Here is an 18,209-nt window from a genome sequence, read left to right as displayed (position 1 = left end):
TAAGGCATGCGCCCCTATATTGATTTTCAATTGACGATCTGCGCCGCGCGGGTTGCCCATCGCTCGGACGAACCGGATGGACGAAAAGAAGATGGACGAAAAAGTCGACCAGCCCCGTCGACCTGTGCCCCCCAGCGATGCTTATGCGCCGGAGCGGAGCGCTAATCCGGCATTGAAGCAGAACGAACCTGCTCCGCAGGCGCGCAAGGATGCGCCGCAAGCTCCTGGCGACGCACCGGTGGCGCCTGCCGAAGATATTCCGGCCGCAAAGCCACGCCGGCGCTCGTTCCTCGGTTTTCTGATCGGCCTCATCGTACTCGGCGGCGTTGGCTATTACGCCTATCATGTCCTTCATCCCGCGCCGGCAGAGCGCCCGGCGCATAAGCACGCTGGTGGGCCGCCGCAATCGGTCGGCGTGGCAACCGTTGGCACCGGCGATATCAAGATCATCTATTCGGGGCTCGGCACGGTCACGCCGCTGGCGACGATCACGGTCCGGACTCAGATCAACGGCCAGCTCCTGCAAGTCGCCTTCAAGGAAGGCGATCATGTCAAAAAGGGCGATTTGCTCGCGCAGATCGACGACCGGCCCTATCAATTGCTGGCGCAGCAATATGAGGGGCAGCTTGCGCACGATCAGGGCCTGCTGCAACAGGCGCAACTCGACCTGGTGCGTTACCAAACACTCGTCACGCAGAACTCGATCGCCCGGCAAACGGCCGAAGATCAGGCCTATATCGTCAAGCAAAACCAGGGTTCGGTGCTGACCGACCAGGCGCTCATCGCGCAGGAACAACTGAACATCACCTATTGCCATATTGTCTCGCCGGTGACCGGACGCGTCGGCATCCGCATCGTCGATCAGGGCAATTATGTGCAGACGTCGGACGCCAACGGCCTTGCTGTCGTGACTCAGTTGGAGCCGATCTCGGTCATCTTCTCGTTGCCGGAGGACGATATTCCCGACGTCATGTTGCAGATGAAGGGCAGCACGCCGCTCTCGGCGACGGTCTACGATCGCGCCAATGTGCATGAATTGGGAACCGGCGCTGTCACCGTCCTCGATAACCAGATCGATACGACGACCGGCATGGTGCGGTTCCGCGCCGAATTCCCGAATGCGGACGAGTCACTCTTCCCCAATCAATTCGTCAACGTACAAGTTCTCGTGCGGACGCTGCAAAACGTCATCACCGCACCTGTGCCCGCGATCCAGCGCGGCGCGCCCGGCACCTACGTCTATCTCGTTAGTCCGAATAACACTGTCTCCGTGCAGAAGGTAACGCTCGGCCAGAGCCAGGGCGGCATGGTGCAGATCCTGTCGGGTCTCAAGCCCGGCGACCGCGTTGTCACGGACGGCACCGACCGGTTGAGCGATGGCGCTCGCGTCATCGTTCCCGGAGCGACAGCCGCGGCGGAGAACGGCGCAGCCTCATCTGGGCCCGGCACGACGGCCCCCGCAGGCGAGCAGACCACGCCTCCGGCGGGCGCGGCTGGCCACCATCACCACCATCATCGGCAGAATTCCGAGTGATCCTTGATCGCGTAACGGAGCACACGGCATGAATCCGTCGCAGATATTTATCCTGCGGCCGGTGGCGACCACCCTTCTGACGGTCGCAATTCTGCTTGCCGGCGCTTTTTCGTATCGGTTCCTCCCGCTCTCGGCCCTGCCCGAGGTCGATTATCCGACCATTCAAATTCAGACGTTCTACCCCGGCGCCAGTCCCGAGGTGATGACCTCGGCGGTCACCGCGCCGCTCGAGCGCCAGCTCGGTGAAATGCCGGGCCTCAACCAGATGACCTCGGCAAGTTCTGCCGGCGCGTCGGTGATCACCCTGCAGTTTGACCTCGATCTCAGCCTCGATGTCGCCGAACAGGAAGTGCAAGCGGCGATCAATGCCGGCACGAATCTCCTGCCGAGCGATCTGCCGGCGCCGCCCATCTACGCGAAGGTCAATCCCGCCGACGCGCCGATTCTCACAATCGCGATCACCTCGAAGACGCTGCCGCTGACGTCGATCGAAGACCTCGTCGAAACGCGGCTCGCGCAGAAGATTTCGCAACAGCCGGGCGTCGGCCTCGTCAGCATCAGCGGCGGCAACAGGCCGGCGATCCGTGTTCAGTTCAATCCGCGCGCGCTGGCCGCATACGGTCTCAACATCGACGATATCCGCACGACGATCGGCAATATGAACGTCAATACGCCGAAAGGCAGCTTTGACGGACCGGCGCAATCGACGACCATCGACGCGAACGATCAAATCACTGACGCGAGCCAATTCGATAAAATCATTGTCGCCTATCGCAACGGAAACCCCGTCCGATTGTCGGACGTCGCGACCACGGTTCGCGGCCCGGAAAATACCAAGATTGCGGCTTGGGCCAATAAAACGCCGGCGATCCTGCTCAACATTCAGCGCCAGCCGGGCGCGAACGTCATCCAGGTCGTCGATGGTATCAAGGCCTTGCTGCCGCAGATCGAGGCTAGCCTGCCGAGCGCCCTCAACATTTCGATCCTCAGCGACCGCACGAATACGATCCGCGCTTCGGTGTCCGATGTCGAGTTCGAACTTGCGCTCGCCGTCGTCCTCGTCGTGCTCGTTATTTTTGTCTTCCTGCGCAATCTTCCCGCGACCATCATTCCGAGTCTCTCGGTCCCGCTATCGCTCGTCGGCACGCTGGTCGTGATGTATCTCCTCGGCTTCAGCCTCGACAATCTGTCGCTGATGGCGCTGACCATCTCGACCGGCTTCGTCGTCGACGATGCGATCGTCATGATCGAGAACATCGCCCGCTATATCGAAAACGGCGAAGCGCCGCTGCAGGCTGCGCTCGAAGGTTCGGCGCAGATCGGCTTCACGATCATTTCGCTCACCATATCGCTGATCGCGGTGCTGATCCCGCTGCTCTTCATGGGCGAAGTCGTGGGTCGGCTATTCCACGAATTTGCCATCACGCTCACCGCAACGATCATCATCTCGGCCTTCGTGTCGCTGACGCTCGTCCCCATGCTCTGCGCGAAAATCTTGCGGCATCGGCCGGAGTCACAGCGCAGCCGCTGGTCGGTCGCCGCCGATCGTGGCTTTCAATGGATTATCGATCAATACGGGCGGGCGCTTCGCATCGTCCTCGACCATCAGCCGCTAACGCTGCTCGTCGCCATCGCGACATTGGTCGTGACGGTCCTCCTTTATATCACAATCCCGAAGGGCTTCTTCCCGGTGCAGGACACCGGCCTCATTCAAGCCATCACCGAGGCGAGCCAGACTGCTTCCTACGGCGCGATGGCGGATCGCCAGCAGGCGCTGGCCGATGTCCTGCTGAAAGATCAGGACGTGACCAGCCTCACGTCCTTCATTGGCGTCGACGGCACCAACATGACGTTGAATAGCGGCCGTTTTCTCATCAACCTGAAACCGCGTGACGCGCGCACGGCGACAGTCACTGACATCATCCGGCGGTTACGGCGCGAAGCACGCGGCGTGCAGGGTATCCAGATCTACATGCAGCCGGTGCAGGATCTCACCATAGATTCCTCCGTCAGCCGCGCGCAATATCACTTCCTCATCGAAAACGCCGACGGTGATGCGCTGCAGACTTGGACGCCGAAGCTTGTCGACAAGCTTTCGACTTTGCCGCAAATCACAAACGTGGCGAGCGATCTGGCGCAGCAGGGCCGCGCGCTCGACATCACCATCGACCGTCAAACCGCGAGCCGCTTCGGCCTGACGCCCGCAACCGTCGATAACATTCTCTACGATGCTTTCGGCCAGCGGATCGTCTCGACGATCTACACCCAATCAAACCAATATCGCGTCATCATGGAGGCATCGCCCGATCTCCAGCATGCGCTGTCGGCGCTGAATACATTCTATCTGCCGTCATCGACCTCGACGACAAACGGTCAGGTGCCCCTCTCCGCGATCGTCCACCTTAGCGAGCGGCCGGGGCCACTGCAGATCACCCATTTCGGCCAATTCCCGGCAACCGACATTTCCTTCGATATCGCGCCCGGCTCGTCGCTTGGCGCCGCAGTCGAAGCCATCGATCAGGCGCAGAAAGATATCGGCCTGCCGCAGAGCTTCGTCTCGATCATGCAGGGCAGCGCGGCGGCCTTCAGCGCATCGCTCGGCAATGAGGTCATGCTTATCCTCGCGGCGATCCTGACGATGTATATCGTTCTGGGCGTTCTCTACGAGAGCTTCATTCATCCGATCACGATTCTGTCGACGCTCCCCTCGGCCGGCGTCGGCGCCTTGCTGTCGCTGATCATCGCGGGCGACGACCTCGACATCATTGCGATCATCGGCATCATTCTGCTGATCGGCATCGTCAAAAAGAACGCGATCATGATGGTCGATTTCGCGCTCGATGCAGAGCGCGATCAAGGCCTGCCGCCCGAGGAAGCAATCTATCAGGCTTGTCTTTTGCGCTTCCGCCCGATTCTCATGACAACGATGGCGGCGATTCTCGGGGCCCTGCCGCTCATGCTCGGCAATGGCACGGGCTCGGAATTGCGCCGGCCACTTGGCGTCGCCATCGTCGGTGGCCTGATCTTCAGCCAGGTGCTCACGCTCTTTTCGACGCCGGTGATCTATCTCTATTTTGACCGGCTGGCACAGCGGCTTTCGCGGTGGACCGGCAATACAAGGCTGACCCCGCGCGAGGCGGGCGAATGAGCCTTTCTTCGCCCTTCATTCGGCGCCCCGTCGCAACGACCTTGCTCACCATTGGCGTTTTCATTTCTGGCGCCCTCGGCTTCACAAAACTGCCGGTCTCGCCGTTGCCGCAGGTCGATTTTCCGACGATCTCGGTGCAAGCGCAGCTTCCCGGTGCAAGCCCCGACACCGTGGCAACGAGCGTCGCCGAGCCATTGGAACGCCACCTCGGCGAGATCGCCGACGTGACCGAAATGTCTTCGACGAGCGGCCTCGGGCAGACGCGTATTACGTTGCAGTTCGATTTGAACCGCGACATCGATGGCGCCGCCCGCGACGTTCAGGCCGCGATCAATGCCGCGCGCGCCGATCTCCCCGCCGCGCTGCGCAGCAATCCGATCTATCGCAAGCTCAACCCCGCCGACGCGCCGATCCTCATCCTTGCCCTGACGTCGAAGACGCTTTCGCGCGGCGCGCTTTACGATGCCGCCAGCAACGTGCTCCAGCAACGCCTGTCGCAGCTTGCCGGCATCGGCCAGGTGATGATCGGCGGCGCGGCCCTGCCCGCGGTGCGCGTCGAACTCAACCCGACGGCGCTCTTCAATTACGGCATCGGTCTCGAAGACATCCGTGCCGCGCTCGCGTCCGCCAATGCGAACAGTCCGAAAGGCGCGATTGAGGACAGGGGCGTTCATTACCAGATCTATACGAACGATCAGGCATCCAAAGCGGCCGATTACATGCCGCTGATCGTCGGCTATCGCAACGGCAACGCCGTGCATCTGTCGGATCTCGGCGAGATCGACGATTCCGTGGAAGATTTGCGCAACGAAGGGCTGGCAAACGGTCAGCCTTCCGTGCTCGTCATTCTGTTTCGTCAGCCGGGCGCCAACATTATCGACACGGTCGATCGCGTAAGAGCCGAGTTGCCGGTGCTCCAAGCGGCGATGCCCGCCGACGTGCAGATCACCCCAGCGATCGATCGCAGCCTGACAATCCGCGCCTCGCTACACGACACCGAACGCACGCTGGTGATCGCGGTCGTGCTGGTCACATTCATTGTCTTTATCTTCCTTGGAAATCCCCGCGCCGCCATCATCCCGGCGGTCGCGGTGCCCGTCTCGATCGTCGGCACGTTCGGCATCATGTATCTGATGGGTTTCAGCCTCGACAATTTGTCATTGATGGCGCTGACCATCGCGACCGGCTTCGTCGTCGATGATGCCATTGTCGTTCTGGAAAATATAAGCCGCTATGTCGAGGCGGGCGTGCCGCGCTTTCAGGCGGCATTGCGCGGCGCGGGCGAGGTCGGATTCACGGTTCTGTCGATCAGCCTCTCGCTTATTGCCGTGTTCACACCAATTCTGCTGATGAGCGGGATGCTCGGCCGGTTGTTTCGCGAATTTGCGCTCACCCTGTCAATCGCCATTCTCGTCTCGCTCGTCATTTCACTGACGACGACGCCGATGCTCTGCTCGCTGATCCTGAAAGCGCCGACGCATCGGCCGGAACGGCGCCGGCGCTGGCACCCCTTCACCTGGGTGCTGGAATTCTACGAACGCACGCTCGGCTGGGCGCTTCGCAACAGCGCGATTGTCATGCTGGCCCTTTTCGGCGCGATGGCTCTTACGGTTTTCCTCTTCGGCATCATTCCCAAAGGCTTTTTCCCGCAGCAGGATACAGGACGCCTTATCGGCGCGATCCAGGCCGATCAAAGCATCTCGTTCCAGGCCATGGAAAAGAAGATGACGCAGCTGATGGCGATCGTGCAGGCCGATCCCGCCGTCAACAATGTCGTCGGCTTCACCGGCGGTGGCAGCGGCGGCGGCCGTTCGAGCACCAACACCGGCTCTGTCTTCGTCTCGCTCAAACCACTCTCGCAACGAACCGCGTCCGCCGATGAGGTCATCGATCGGTTGCGGCGTAAACTGAACAGAATCCCCGGTGCGCATCTCTTCCTGCAATCGGTGCAGGATATTCAGGTGGGGGGACGCCAGGGCAATGCGCAATTCCAATACACGTTGCAGGGCGACACGCCGGAAGAACTGAACCAGTGGACGCCGAAACTGGTCGCGGCATTGCAGAAGAGCAAGGTTCTGACCGACGTGAACTCCGACCTGCAACAGGCCGGGCTTGAGACCGTCGTGCAGATCGATCGCGACACGGCCTCGCGTCTCCAGATCACACCTATCCAGATCGACAACACGCTTTATGACGCCTTCGGTCAGCGGCAGGTCTCGACCATCTATAGCGCCGTCAATCAATACCATGTCGTGATGGAGGTCGCGCCGCGCTATTGGCAAGACCCTGCCGCGCTCAAAGGTATCTACGTCAGTACGGCGGGCGGCAATCCAAGCGGGACGCAGACCACCGCCCTCCCGGCGGGCACCGCGGCGGCGAGCGTGCCGCCGGTCGGGTCCGCCTCAACCGCGACGGCGAGTGCCGCGTCTGCGCAGATCAACACCGCGCGTGACGCTTCCATCAATGCCATCGCCGCAACGGGCCACGGCGGCACGTCCACCGGTTCGCCGGTCGCGACGAACGTCGAAACCATGGTGCCGCTCGTCGCCTTCGCCCATTTCGCGCCGGGCCACACGCCGCTCGCGGTGAACCATTCCGGCCTGTTCGTTTCAGCGACCATATCGTTCAACCTAGCGCCGGGCGCTTCGCTCGGCGATGCGACGGATGAGATCGACAAGGCCGTGGCCGACATCGGACTGCCGGCCGACATTCACGGCAGCACGCAAGGCACGGCAGCCGTGTTCCAATCCTCGCTCGCCAACGAGCCGATGTTGATCGCCGCGGCGCTGGCGGCGGTCTATATCGTGCTCGGCGTACTCTACGAGAGCTACATCCACCCGATCACGATCCTCTCGACCCTGCCCTCGGCCGGCGTGGGGGCGCTGCTCGCGCTTCTGATCTGCCGGACGGATTTCAGCATCATCGCGCTGATCGGCGTGATCCTGCTGATCGGCATCGTCAAAAAGAATGCGATCATGATGGTCGATTTCGCCATCGTGGCGCGACGCGACGAGGGCATGAACGCGCGTGATGCCATCTTCCAGGCCTGCATCCTGCGCTTCAGGCCCATCATGATGACGACAGCGGCGGCGATCCTCGGCGCGGTGCCATTGGCGTTGAGCTTTGGCGAGGGCGGCGAAATCCGCCGGCCGCTGGGTATTTCGATCGTCGGCGGTTTGATCGTGAGCCAGATGCTGACGCTTTATACGACGCCGGTGCTCTATCTGCTGCTCGATAGGGTGCAGGAGTTCTTCAAAGGCTCGGCGCCGGAAACATTACCGCCGCGCGCCGCGCCCAGCCCGGCGGAATAACCAAAGCGCCTTCGAGCGAAGTGAATACCGCTTCGCGTGAAGAAAACGCGGCAGAACAAAACCTAGCCCGCTGCAAGCTCGCTGGCGTGAGTCTCCAGAAACCATTGATAGGTGCTGGAAATGCCTTCCTCGAGGCCGATGCGCGGCCTCCAGCCAAGGCCATTGATGCGGCTTGAATCGATGAGCTTGCGCGGCGTCCCGTCCGGCTTCGACATATCGAAGACAAGGCGCCCTTCGAAACCGACGGTCCGACCGATTTTTTCCGCCAGCTCACGGATCGAAAGATCGAAGCCGGCGCCGCAATTAACCGGCTCGGCGCCATCATAGGTGTTGAGCAGGAAGACCGTGCCGTCGGCGAGATCGTCGACATGCAGAAATTCGCGCAGCGGTGTGCCGGTTCCCCAGACGACGACCTCGTCGCGCCCGGCAAGCTTCGCCTCATGGAACTTGCGCATCAAGGCCGGCAGCACGTGGCTCGTTGCCAGGTTGAAATTGTCGAACGGCCCGTAGAGATTGCAGGGCATGACCGAAATATAATGCCGACCATATTGGCGACGGTAAGCCTGGCAGAGTTTGATGCCCGCGATCTTGGCGATCGCGTACCATTCGTTCGTCGGCTCCAGCGGGCCTGTCAGCAGCGCGTCCTCGCTGATCGGCTGCGGCGCAAACTTCGGATAGATGCAGGACGAGCCGAGGAACACCAGCCGGTTGATATCGGCGCGATGCGCCTCGTGGATGACGTTTGCCTCGATCACGAGATTGTCGCGTAGAAACTCCGCCGGATAGGTATCGTTCGCCAGAATGCCGCCGACTTTCGCCGCGGCGAGAACGATCGCATCAGGTTTCTCTCTTTCGAGAAAATCGCGCACCGCTCTGGCATCGCGCAAATCGACCTCGGCGCGCGTAGCCGTGACGATCTCAGCCCTCTCGCGCGCGAGCCGGCGCATGAGCGCGGCGCCGACCATGCCCCGGTGCCCTGCCACGAAAATGCGTGATGGCGTCATGCGTGAATTGCTCCGTCCCAAACGGGTGGGCTATATATGGCCGCGTTTCTTCATGAGAACGAGGTCACTCGCAACCATTTCTTTCACCAATTCCGGAAAAGTCGTTTTGTGAACCCAGCCAAGCTTGTCGCGGGCTTTTGTAGGGTCGCCCAAGAGTAGATCGACTTCCGTCGGGCGGAAATATTCCGGGTCGATTTCAACCAAAACCCGGCCTGATTTGCGGTCGAGGCCCTGCTCCTCGACACCCGCGCCACGCCATGCGATTTCGATACCGATTTCCGCGAAGGCGCGTTCGACGAATTCACGCACCGAATGGGCTTCGCCCGTCGCCAGCACGTAATCGTCCGCCACCGGCTGCTGCAGAATACGCCACATGCCCTCGACATAATCGCGCGCATGGCCCCAGTCGCGCTTGGCATCGAGATTGCCGAGGTAGAGCTTATTCTGCAACCCGAGTTGGATGGCCGCAACCGCACGGGTGATCTTGCGGGTCACGAAAGTTTCCGCGCGGGTCGGACCTTCATGATTGAAGAGAATGCCGTTCGAGGCGTGAATACCGTAGGCTTCGCGGTAATTGACCGTGATCCAATACGCATAAAGTTTGGCCGCCGCATAAGGCGAACGCGGATAGAACGGCGTGGTCTCGGTCTGCGGCACCGCCTGGACCTTGCCATACAGTTCCGAGGTTGAGGCCTGATAGAAGCGGGTCTTATCCACGAGCTTGAGGATGCGGATCGCTTCAAGCAGGCGCAACGTCCCGAGCGCGTCGGAATTGGCGGTATATTCTGGTGTCTCGAAGCTCACCTGCACATGGCTCTGTGCGGCGAGATTATAAATTTCGTCCGGCTGCACCTCCTGCACGATGCGGATGAGGTTCGTCGCATCGGTGAGGTCGCCGTAATGCATGGAGAAGCGAACATCCGCCTCATGCGGGTCCTGATAAAGATGATCGACCCGATCCGTATTGATGAGTGAGGAACGACGTTTGATGCCGTGGACGATATAGCCCTTGTTGAGCAGCAATTCGGCGAGAAGTGCTCCATCCTGCCCGGTCACGCCGGTGATGAGAGCCACTTTTGAATCTGACATCGAGAGTTCCGCAAAAATCCGGGTGGGCGCCCTGGCCAACGCCAGTGCGGGGCACATGCTCTAGCGCGGATTTTTGGCTCTGACTATGCGCGCGCCAGCCGCAGGCGGCCCTGCCCGCGACTGACACAGATAAGGCATTGATATGAGCTAATTTATGGCTTCAGATAATCATGGACGACGCGGCCATAAGGCAGGCTCAGGTCGGCGATGAAATGGCGCGCCCCGACGATATTGCGCACCGGGAAGTCGCCGACGGGGGCATTCACATGCGGCACGAGATGCAGCCGCGCCGGACCCGTCCACGAGCCTTTGACCGTGATTTCGGTGAGATTGTAGGCAACCAGCTGGCAGATGCCGTGGCCGCCATCGACCCCGGGAATGATCTTGAGATTGATCTGCGTCTTCGACAGGATCGCCGTCGTACCGACGCCATTGCCGGCCATGGCTTCGTGCTTGTAGCCCATCGTGCCCATGGCGACGAGTTGCTCGCCATAATGCAAAGTCCCGGTCAATGTATCCTTGAAGACCTTCAGCTTCGGATGCGCATATTTCTTCGGGAAGCCCCAGATTTCGCGGCCGCCGGCGATCGGCGGATCATCGTCGAGATACATCTGGCTGACGAAGTTCACGTCCTCACCCTGGAACTTGCACGGGATGACGAGGCCGCTTTCAGTGTAGCTGCCGAAACCGGAGGAATCCGGCATGTTGATCCATTCGTAGCTGACAAGCGGCTGGTCGAGCGGCTCAAGCGGCTCCGGCAATTGATGGCGGATGACCTCAGGATCTGTCTCGTAGGTGATGACCATGTATTCGCGGTCGACGAAGCGATACGGCCCCTTGGGATAGCTTGGGCTCGCAAGCGGCATGGACGGCAAATGCAGGATATCTTCAGCGCGCATGGTCGGGCTCCCAGAGCTGAAGCACGCAGCAAGTCAAATGCCACGGCAGCGCTCTGCTTCTGCCTGTTTACCTTGAAAATGGTGTGACGCGGGAGCGTCACACTCCTGCAATCCGGCCTGCCTAGCCTGCGCGGTGAGAGGTCGATTTTGGACGCAAAAGCCCCCTTCCACGCCAAGCAAGGCAACCATTTCACCGGACCATCGAAATCCGGCGGCTGGCGACCCGATCGCTGCGACCAAGTCGCGCTCATCTTTCAGGGCGGCGGCGCCCTCGGCGCCTATCAGGCCGGCGTCTACGAGGCGCTGCATGAAGCCAATATCGAACCTGATTGGGTGACGGGGGTTTCGATTGGCGCCATCAACGCCGCGATCATCGCCGGCAATCCGCGCAGCGAGCGCCTCGAAAAATTACGCGCCTTCTGGGAAAAGATTACCGATCGGCATGTCTGGGCCTATACGCCCGATGGTGACATCTATCGCCGCGCCCGCAATGCCACGAGCGCCATGATGACGATGGCACTCGGCCAGCCAGGCTTTTTCAAGCCGCACGATGTCAACCCCTGGCTCAACGTCGCCGGCGCCAAGACAGCGACGAGCTTCTACGATTCCGCGCCGCTGGCCGCCACATTGAGCGAATTTGTCGATTTCTCGCTCATCAACGACGGCAACACGCGCTTTGCTGTCGGAGCGGTGAACGTCCTGAACGGCAATTTCATCTATTTCGACAATCGCAATGAAGAGATCGCGGCGGAGCATATCATGGCCTCCGGTGCGCTCCCCCCTGCGCTGCCGATGGTCAAGATCGGCACCGATTATTATTGGGACGGCGGCATTGTCTCAAATACGCCGTTGCAGCACCTGCTGGATCAGGACGATCTGAACCACACGCTCGTCTTCCAGGTCGATCTCTTTTCTGCACAAGGCGCATTGCCGCGAGAGATGGCTGATGTCCTGGCCCGCCACAAGGACATCATGTATTCCTCGCGCACGCGCTACAATACCGACATGTACCAGCGACTGCGCACGTGGAAGAACCGCGCCTATGAGGCGCTGGCAAAGCTGCCGGATCAATCGTTGACGGATGACGAGCGAAAGCTCCGCAACGAACTGGCGGACATGCCGAATATCGCGATTCTGCATCTGATCTATCAGCAGAAAGCCTACGAAGGCGACGCCAAGGATTACGACTTTTCCGGAACGTCGATGCGCGAACATTGGCAAAGCGGATACGAAGACACCAAGCGCACGCTGATGCATCACGCCTGGTTTGACATGCCGGAAAATGGCATCGTCGTACATGACGTCCACCGGCAGCGAGACCGCTAAGCCGCGCGTGAGTTCCTACGTCTAATCCGGCATGCCGACGTGGAGCTTCCGGTTCCGCTCGATGATTTCCTCGCGCATCTCCTTGCGCATCTTGCCCGCCTCAAACAGACGGCGATCGAGTTCCGTCTCTAGAATGAGCGGCGGAACTTCGCGAGCTTGCCCATCGGTGCCTCTGGCAACCATGGTGAAATAGCATGAGATCGCATGACGCGATTCCTGCGTCGTCAGATTTTCGGCAATGACCTTGATACCGACCTCGATCGAGCTGCGGCCGACATAATTGACGTTCGCTTTGAAGGTCACAAGTTCGCCGACCTGGATCGGTTCGCGGAAAATCACCTGATCGAGCGAGGCTGTGACGACATAGCTTTTGCTATAGCGGGCGGCGCAGGCGTAGGCGACCTGATCGAGAATTTTGAGGATGGCGCCGCCGTGCACATGACCGGAGAAATTGGCCATATCCGGCGTCATCAGAAAGGTCATGAACAAAGATTTTTCTTGCGCGCTCATCGGTCTCGCTGACGAAAATAGATGCTGCGATCCGATCTAGAGCATGGGCGTCGCTAAACCAAGCGGGCTTTCGCGCGCCATCTTCGCAATTGCGAAAATCTCTTCGGCGAAGGCAAAAAAATCTCGGCCGGGGAGGAGTGGCGGCCGAGATATAGGAGTCTGATTATCCCGAACAGCAATAATCTGCCGGGTTACTTCGGGACACTAGAACGCTCCGATCTTACGAGCCTCAGGCTTCGCCCGGGCTCAATGGAAACGATCTAACCGCGAGAGTTCGTCCAGAATCTTGCGCCGGGCCGCCATGCGCCTGTCTTCGAGCGCGACAAGCGTGACTCGCACGCGCGAATCCCGCGGTGCAATCCAATTACTGAACAAATGCGAAAAACGCTCTCGCTGTGCTTCAGCCGCTTCTGCTGCTGAGGTCGCAACCTCCTGCAATGTCAGAAGAACGGACATATTTGCTTTCGGGTCTATCATGCTCCACCTCCATTGGTGGTGCCCCAACCGCCGCAACATCAGGATAGGCACAAATCCAGAGCACACAAAAAGCGCAAATGCCGCACGAGGCTTGTGGTAAGCCTATTTTTCAATCCGCTGTTGCATAGCTGCCACCAAAAATGCGCCGTGCCTGAGCTTCGCAAATATTTCGCGGTGCACTATTTTCGCGTTCACACCAAAGGAGCGACATTATGAAAATCTCCGGACGTAATTTCATCCCCGGCACTATAGTCGAGGTCAAGGAAGGCGCGACCACCGCGCATGTGCGCGTCGAAATCGCCGGCGGCTCGATCTTGACCGCGTCGATCACGAATGAAGCGGTCGAAGACCTGGGACTTAAGAAAGGCGTGAAAGTTCACGCCCTGATTAAAGCCTCCGATGTGATGATCGCCGTTGGCGACTGAGCACCATCTCGGCGCGCGCTTGCGCTACGCGCCATCTGTCAGCCCCAAACCAACACGTTATCGGATTTAGCCAATCGCCCTGATCGCGTAACTCGTCTTGGCTCGACCGATGCCCGCAGGCGCTTGACGCCGACAGGACGAGCGCGGGTGGGAATTGGCTCGAGGCGGAACAGCGCCTTTAGGGCTATCGAGGCGCCAAAGCCGTCGTGAAACCGCCCTCAAGCCTGATCAGACAAATTTCTGAAGCATCATTTTCATTGTACGGCCTCGGCCGCCGGAAACATCCAACTGCCGTCCAGGATTTCCGCGCGTGGACGATAGAGCCGCACAAGATAATTCCAGCCCTTCATGATGGGCAGGCAATTTGGAATTTTGCCGTCACATCGGCCGAATTGAATTGCGACCGAACCGTCGTCGCTTTTCTTCGCGGTGATGTCGTTCAGCGAATAGGAATTATACGGGTTGGGCTCGTAATAGCCTGCGGCGTTGTAAACGCTGATCGACCAGAAACCATCGACGGGAACATCTTTCACGTTGAGCTTGTAGATGGTCGTGCCGTCGTTCTTGTCGGGCGTGACGGTAAGATAAGTTGCTTCCTTCTCGGGGTTTCCGCCCCATGCCGTGGCGGCGCCGATGAGCCGCCGCACGGGATCGACGTCGCCCTTCGCGCCAAACATTCCCTTCGAATCAGGAAGTGTCGAACCCAGGACAAGGAGGGCTTGGCGCACCTTTTTCTGACTGACGCGATCCCAATGTGGAATTTCAAAAGTACCCGAACTGATTTGGTCCACCTTTATTGCGTCCTGCAGGGCGTGGACATCCTCAATGTCCTTCGCGTTCGCCGGATCGACAAGCGTACGCAGGGCCACCACGACATAGCGCGTGCCAATCTGATCTTTTGTCAGGGTATGAGCGCCGGCGCCGTAAAAGACCCCGTATGTATATTGATCCTCGTTGATCACCTGCATCGACATGAAACGCTTGCCCGCATCCGGCAGAATGATCGTCACCGGCCCGGCATCGAGATCGAACACCGCCGACGAGTAAAGCGTATCGCGATTGAGGCGGATCACGGTCTGGCTATTGATAGATGCCGGCTCCCGGCGGTGAAAGAACTTCCCGAGACCGCCTTCTTTGACCAGGGCGGATAAATAAGTGTCGGATTCCGCGCGAACGAAATTATCGGCGGTGACGGGCACGGCATCGGCCGACGATGGCGACGAAACCGGCTGCGCGTTTGCACGCAGCAGGGGCGGCGCCTTCCAGGTGCCGTTCAAAGCTTCTTCTTTGGGCCAGTAAAGACGCATCACCACGAAAAATGGTCCGCTTGGCGCGGGCAACCAATTGGCTTCCGAGGGTTTGCCAGGCGACTCGTGCTGAATGTAGAACGTGATGCCGCCATCAGCGTCCCGCTGAAGTTCAGGCAACATCGGCGAATTGATCAGGTAGCGATTGAGCGCATTGGCGTAGAGCAGGCTTGCCGGCAATTCATAGAGCGTGAGCGACCAGAATGCATGGACCGGCGGCAGATGCCCCGCCGCGAAGCGTAAGGTGTAGCGATGAGAGCCGCTGAGTTTTTGCATGCCGGAATCGACAAAATAGATCGGATAAATCGCCTCCTCTTTCGAATTCCCATAAATTCCCAAGATGGCCGAAGCCATCCGAGCCATGTAATTGCCGTTTAGGAACGCGCGCGTGCCAAAGCCGTCGGCGCTGGTGAATTTTCCGGTATCAATCTCCTCTGTCTTATATTCTCCGAATGCCTTCCATGCGTCGGCTATGCCATCTTCAAGGGCCTTTCGTATCTCGGGCGCCGCTTTTTCTACTTGGAAGGTTTTGCCGCGCCCAATGCCGATCTTCGCGAAGCGCGCCATAAGATCACGCTCAGGGGGATTGGTCGGGCAAAACTGAAGCACGAAATTCAGGATATCGAAGAATTCCGGCAAGGAACGTTCCTGCTCGGGCGAGAGCGGCATCGGGAAATCGACGGGCGGGGCCTTAGGCGCGGACGTTCCAAGATATTGTGACAAGGTTTGGACTTTGTAACCGGCCTGGATCTTTTTGACATTGCCGATATCGCTCGGACTGAAAAGCTGCGTGCGATAGAGAATCATCGCAAAATCCGTCTCGGAACGGATCACCGACTTCACGCCATCCGGTATCTTGCCTTCCCAATTCGGACCTACGAGCAGATAACGCCCCGCCTCGTTGCCCGTCGCGCGGCTGCCGACATAGGCAAAGTTGAACGTGTACATGTCGATGAATTGGAGGGAGTAATAACGGTCCTTGTCGATCGCGGGCACGGTAAAGACCAGCGGCTCGGCTCGCAGATCGGCGCCGACGAATGAATACGGTGTATCCGAATTAGGTGTCTGGACGGCTCTGTCGTCAGGAGTAAAGACGCGTGCCGTATTGCTGAGCGTGTTCCAAGGAGCTTTGAACTCCACGCTGTCATGATCCACGAAATACGAATATTGAATGCGATAGCTGTCAACGAGCGGGAAGCCATAGATATAGGCCTCCTTCGCGATGGCACGCGCTTCGCCTGGCGTAATCGACTGCGCGGCCGCGCTATTCAACGCCAACGCCGCGATGCCGAATGCGAGGAGAGCAGTTACGAGACGCTTGCTCATCATTTCCTCCCAACCGGTGCCACGCTCGCTCGGTCGTATCCGCAGGCTAGGTCAGCCAAGTTTGTCGGCTGGCTCCCAGTGCTCGATATCAATCATCCGTCGGTTGCTTCAACTTATTCATGATCTGATCGAGATTGAAGCTTTGCGGGGTCTGACGCGGCGGATATTCCTGAAGGGATTGCACAAATGCGCCGGCTATGGCTTGGGCGCCATAGAGGAGATAGACCTTGTGCGCGGTCCAGTCGTAGTAGGAGTTGGACGTTATCTGTGCACGCTCATAAGGATCCATGCGAAGATTGAAATACAAAGGTAAACGCCGCGCCGTGAACGGCTCCCCCCAGATATCAAGCGTTCCCGGCGTTTTCTGTTCGAAGAACACGAGCTTCCAATTATCGAAACGGATCGCAACGAGCTGGCCGTCGTCGTTGAAATAGATGAATCCCCTTCTGGCCGAATGAGGCTCTTCACCGGTGAGGTAGGCAAGCTGATCGTACCCGTCGATATGTACCTTGTAGGTATGATCGCCGATCGTCCAGCCTTTGAGAAGACGGTCTTTCACGCCCGCATCTCCGGCCGCCGTCAAAAAAGTCAGAAACCAGTCGTGGCTCCCGAAAATGTCGTTTGCAATGCTTCCGGGCTTGATATGGCCAGGCCAGCGGATCATCGCCGGCACGCGATACGCACCTTCCCAGTTCGTGTTCTTCTCACTCCGGAACGGCGTCATCGCGGCGTCCGGCCAGGAATTCATGTGTGGGCCATTGTCCGTCGTGTAAAGGACGATCGTATCGTCGGTGATGCCAAGGTCGTCGAGGCCCTTGAGTAATTTTCCGACATCGCCGTCGTGTTCGATCATGCCGTCGGCATAATCATTATCCGGCATGCCGCTTTGCCCGCGCATTGAGGCGCGCACGTGCGTGAAGACATGCATACGCGTCGTGTTCATCCAGCAGAAGAATGGCTTTCCAGCTTCGACCTGTCGTTGGATGAAGTCGATCGCAGCGCCCGTGGTTTCGTCGTCGATCGTCTCCATCCGTTTGCGCGTCAACGCCCCGGTGTCTTCGATCGTCTGCTTGCCGACGCGGCCGAAACGCGGATCGACGGTCGGATCGTCCGTTTCGCTGGCCTTGCACTTCAGGACGCCGCGCGGCCCGAATTTGGCGCGAAAAGCCGGATCTTTTGGATAGTCGGGATCTTCCGGCTCTTCTTCGGCGTTCAGATGATAGAGATTTCCGAAGAATTCATCGAAGCCATGCACGGTCGGCAGAAATTCGTTGCGATCGCCGAGATGATTCTTGCCGAACTGCCCGGTTGCATAACCAAGGGGCTTCAACGCTTCGGCGATCGTGATGTCTTCGGGCTGCAATCCGACCGTCGCACCAGGAATGCCGACCTTCGATAGGCCCGTGCGGATCACCGATTGTCCGGTGATGAAGGACGAGCGGCCGGCCGTGCAGCTCTGCTCGGCATAATAGTCGGTGAACATCAAGCCTTCTTTGGCGATACGGTCGATGTTCGGCGTGCGATAGCCCATCAATCCGAACGTATAGGCGCTAATGTCGGATTGGCCGATATCGTCACCGAAGATGACGAGGATGTTCGGCTTTTTGTCTGTTGCTGCGGGCGGCTGAGTCTCTCGTCCCCGCGCGACCTGCGGCGTAGCTGACGCCACGGCGGATACAGCGGCGAGCGCCGTTCCGGACAGCAAGACGTTGCGACGGTTTATTCCGTCTCTGCCGGCGCCTTTGATTCCAGTATCATCTGAACGCATGGGATTGCTCCGTTCAACGCGATCTCAATACCGATCTTCAACTTTAAATGGCCTCAGCCAGAGACCGGCGAACGCGCGCTCTATG

12 protein-coding genes and 1 pseudogene are annotated in these 18,209 nt (G+C 59.3%); 5 read left to right on the top strand and 8 right to left on the bottom strand.

Annotated features, from left to right (window positions below):
• Nucleotides 1-76 precede the first annotated feature (76 nt).
• From WDN02_RS08690 to WDN02_RS08680, 3 genes are read left to right on the top strand one after another with little or no spacing between them, the layout of a single operon-like run.
• Entirely contained in the window at nt 77-1,534 is a 1,458-nt protein-coding gene (locus tag WDN02_RS08690) for an efflux RND transporter periplasmic adaptor subunit (RefSeq protein ID WP_337293114.1), read from the top strand.
• A gap of 28 nt (nt 1,535-1,562) precedes the next feature.
• Nucleotides 1,563-4,682, top strand: coding sequence for an MdtB/MuxB family multidrug efflux RND transporter permease subunit (locus tag WDN02_RS08685; RefSeq protein ID WP_337293113.1), 3,120 nt, complete (start codon nt 1,563-1,565; stop codon nt 4,680-4,682).
• On the top strand, nt 4,679-7,993 hold the full coding sequence (locus WDN02_RS08680) for an efflux RND transporter permease subunit (RefSeq protein ID WP_337293112.1): 3,315 nt from the start codon (nt 4,679-4,681) through the stop codon (nt 7,991-7,993). The genes WDN02_RS08685 and WDN02_RS08680 overlap by 4 nt, the downstream gene beginning before the upstream one ends.
• Before the next feature lie 62 nt (nt 7,994-8,055).
• On the opposite strand, the gene WDN02_RS08675 is transcribed toward WDN02_RS08680, so the two are convergent.
• The 3 genes from WDN02_RS08675 to WDN02_RS08665 all read right to left on the bottom strand — a co-directional run bounded on the left by WDN02_RS08675 (nt 8,056) and on the right by WDN02_RS08665 (nt 10,985).
• Nucleotides 8,056-8,997 carry a GDP-L-fucose synthase gene (locus tag WDN02_RS08675; protein WP_337293111.1) on the bottom strand — a complete coding sequence of 314 codons (942 nt, stop codon included), beginning with the start codon at nt 8,995-8,997 and terminating at the stop codon, nt 8,056-8,058.
• Nucleotides 8,998-9,027: 30 nt separating this feature from the next.
• Complete coding sequence (gene gmd / locus WDN02_RS08670) at nt 9,028-10,086, bottom strand: GDP-mannose 4,6-dehydratase (protein ID WP_337293110.1); 1,059 nt, start codon at nt 10,084-10,086, stop codon at nt 9,028-9,030.
• Nucleotides 10,087-10,238: 152 nt separating this feature from the next.
• On the bottom strand, nt 10,239-10,985 hold the full coding sequence (locus tag WDN02_RS08665; protein ID WP_337293109.1) for an acetoacetate decarboxylase: 747 nt from the start codon (nt 10,983-10,985) through the stop codon (nt 10,239-10,241).
• Nucleotides 10,986-11,132: 147 nt separating this feature from the next.
• Between WDN02_RS08665 and WDN02_RS08660 the strand changes: the two genes are divergently transcribed.
• Nucleotides 11,133-12,311 (top strand): patatin-like phospholipase family protein, encoded by a 1,179-nt coding sequence (locus WDN02_RS08660; RefSeq protein WP_337293108.1) that lies wholly within the window; start codon nt 11,133-11,135, stop codon nt 12,309-12,311.
• Between the two features lie 21 nt (nt 12,312-12,332).
• On the opposite strand, the gene WDN02_RS08655 is transcribed toward WDN02_RS08660, so the two are convergent.
• Nucleotides 12,333-12,821, bottom strand: coding sequence for an acyl-CoA thioesterase (locus tag WDN02_RS08655; RefSeq protein ID WP_337293107.1), 489 nt, complete (start codon nt 12,819-12,821; stop codon nt 12,333-12,335).
• Nucleotides 12,822-13,067: 246 nt separating this feature from the next.
• Entirely contained in the window at nt 13,068-13,298 is a 231-nt protein-coding gene (locus WDN02_RS08650; protein ID WP_337293106.1) for a hypothetical protein, read from the bottom strand.
• 212 nt (nt 13,299-13,510) lie between these two features.
• On the opposite strand from WDN02_RS08650, the gene WDN02_RS08645 reads away from it, so the two are divergent.
• On the top strand, nt 13,511-13,723 hold the full coding sequence (locus WDN02_RS08645) for a molybdopterin-binding protein (protein WP_337293105.1): 213 nt from the start codon (nt 13,511-13,513) through the stop codon (nt 13,721-13,723).
• 254 nt (nt 13,724-13,977) lie between these two features.
• Here the strand turns inward: WDN02_RS08645 and WDN02_RS08640 are convergent, their stop codons facing one another.
• From WDN02_RS08640 to WDN02_RS08630, 3 genes and pseudogenes are all read right to left on the bottom strand, one after another.
• Nucleotides 13,978-14,922 carry a DUF1254 domain-containing protein gene (locus WDN02_RS08640; protein WP_337294898.1) on the bottom strand — a complete coding sequence of 315 codons (945 nt, stop codon included), beginning with the start codon at nt 14,920-14,922 and terminating at the stop codon, nt 13,978-13,980.
• A 42-nt stretch (nt 14,923-14,964) separates the two neighbouring features.
• Nucleotides 14,965-16,359 (bottom strand): annotated as a pseudogene (locus WDN02_RS08635) (DUF1254 domain-containing protein); the annotation flags it as partial.
• Nucleotides 16,360-16,444: 85 nt separating this feature from the next.
• Nucleotides 16,445-18,124, bottom strand: coding sequence for an arylsulfatase (locus WDN02_RS08630; protein ID WP_337293104.1), 1,680 nt, complete (start codon nt 18,122-18,124; stop codon nt 16,445-16,447).
• Between the last annotated feature and the right edge of the window lie 85 nt (nt 18,125-18,209).

The sequence above is a fragment of the Methylovirgula sp. genome, assembly GCF_037200945.1.
Lineage (GTDB): Bacteria > Pseudomonadota > Alphaproteobacteria > Rhizobiales > Beijerinckiaceae > Methylovirgula.
The sequence above is the reverse complement of the archived record's forward strand: the minus strand, read 5'-3'. Positions and strand labels throughout refer to the sequence as shown.

Coding starts and splice junctions, on each gene's coding strand:
- WDN02_RS08690 (WP_337293114.1), top strand. CDS start 77: ATGGACGAAAAGAAGATGGACGAAAAAGTCGACCAGCCCCGTCGACCT.
- WDN02_RS08685 (WP_337293113.1), top strand. CDS start 1,563: ATGAATCCGTCGCAGATATTTATCCTGCGGCCGGTGGCGACCACCCTT.
- WDN02_RS08680 (WP_337293112.1), top strand. CDS start 4,679: ATGAGCCTTTCTTCGCCCTTCATTCGGCGCCCCGTCGCAACGACCTTG.
- WDN02_RS08675 (WP_337293111.1), bottom strand. CDS start 8,997: ATGACGCCATCACGCATTTTCGTGGCAGGGCACCGGGGCATGGTCGGC.
- gmd (WP_337293110.1), bottom strand. CDS start 10,086: ATGTCAGATTCAAAAGTGGCTCTCATCACCGGCGTGACCGGGCAGGAT.
- WDN02_RS08665 (WP_337293109.1), bottom strand. CDS start 10,985: ATGCGCGCTGAAGATATCCTGCATTTGCCGTCCATGCCGCTTGCGAGC.
- WDN02_RS08655 (WP_337293107.1), bottom strand. CDS start 12,821: ATGAGCGCGCAAGAAAAATCTTTGTTCATGACCTTTCTGATGACGCCG.
- WDN02_RS08650 (WP_337293106.1), bottom strand. CDS start 13,298: ATGATAGACCCGAAAGCAAATATGTCCGTTCTTCTGACATTGCAGGAG.
- WDN02_RS08645 (WP_337293105.1), top strand. CDS start 13,511: ATGAAAATCTCCGGACGTAATTTCATCCCCGGCACTATAGTCGAGGTC.
- WDN02_RS08630 (WP_337293104.1), bottom strand. CDS start 18,124: ATGCGTTCAGATGATACTGGAATCAAAGGCGCCGGCAGAGACGGAATA.